The 1,218-nt window shown below is 72.1% G+C and carries 1 protein-coding gene; it reads left to right on the forward strand.

All coding sequences use genetic code 11. From position 1 onward, the window contains the following. Nucleotides 1–1,218: DUF349 domain-containing protein (locus BMG07_RS40650; RefSeq protein ID WP_198089207.1), on the forward strand; the 1,218-nt coding region annotated here is incomplete at both ends.

The following is a 1,218-nucleotide window of genomic DNA, read 5'->3' on the forward strand; positions in this document are numbered from 1 at the left end:
CAAGGTCGACCCGGCCGTGCGCGCCGCCGCGCAAGACGCGGTGCAGGCCGCGCTCGCCAAGCTCGAGCAGGAAACCGCCGAAGGCCACGGCAAGGCGAGCGCCGGTGCGGCTGCCGCCCTGCGCGCCGTGCTCAAGGAGCACGGCAAGCTGGTCGATGCGCCGCTCGAAGCCCGCGTGCACGCCGCGCTGGTGGCCGCCGGTGAACTCGAAGGCTGGCAGCGCTGGAGCGCCGACAAGGTGCGCGAAGACCTCGTCGCCAAGGCCGAAGGCCTGCTCAAGCGCCCCGAAGGCCAGGCCCTCGGCGGCCGCAAGATGCAGGAAACACTGCGCGCCCTGCGCGACCAGTGGAAGCAGGCCGACCAGGGCGGCGTGCCGAACCACGCGCTCTGGAAGCGCTTCGACGAAGCCTGCAACGAAGCCCACAAGGTGGTTGAGGCCTGGCTCGAAAAGGTCCGTGCCGACGCGGCCGAGCACCGCGCCCACCGTGTCGCGCTGATCGAAGAAGTCAAGGCCTGGGCCGCCGAGCATGCCGGCGCCACCGACCTGAAGGCGCACAACCGCGCGCTGCACCAGTTCGCCGACCGCTGGCGTGACGCCGGCCATGTGGGCGAGAAGGTGTTCGCCGAACTGCAGCCGCAGTGGAACGAAGCCTTCGGCGCCGCCCGCGCACCGTTCGAGACCGCCCAGAAGGCCAGCGTCGAACGCCGCCAGGCCATGATCGCCGAGGCGACCGAACTCGGCGCCCAGCCGATGCTGCGCATCGACGCCGTCAAGGCGCTGCAGCAGCGCTGGCAAGCCGAAGCGCAAGGCGTGCCGCTCGACCGTCGCCACGAACAGAAGCTGTGGGACGCCTTCCGCGCCCCCATCGACGAAGCCTTCAACCGCAAGACGGCGGAGCGCGAAAAGGCCTCGGCCGCCATGAGCGAGCACGACCGCTATGTGCTCGACGCCTCGAAGGCGCTCGACGCCGCCAATGCCGGCGGCGACGTGCAGAAGATCCGCGCGGCCATCGCCCGCCTCGAAGGCGCGCTGCGTGGCGAAGCACCGCCCCCGGCACCGAAGGCCGAGCAGATCGCGCGCGTGAGCGACGGCCCGTCGGTCGGCGCGACCGAAATCGTGGCCGAAGGCCAGGCGGCCGCCGAGTTCGGCGAAAGCGCCGAGCAGGCGCCGAGCCCGAGCGATGCGGAAGCCGCGCCCGGCACGCATGCCGAGGCACC

This window comes from Variovorax sp. E3 (assembly GCF_016082275.1).
Taxonomy (GTDB): Bacteria; Pseudomonadota; Gammaproteobacteria; order Burkholderiales; family Burkholderiaceae_C; genus Variovorax.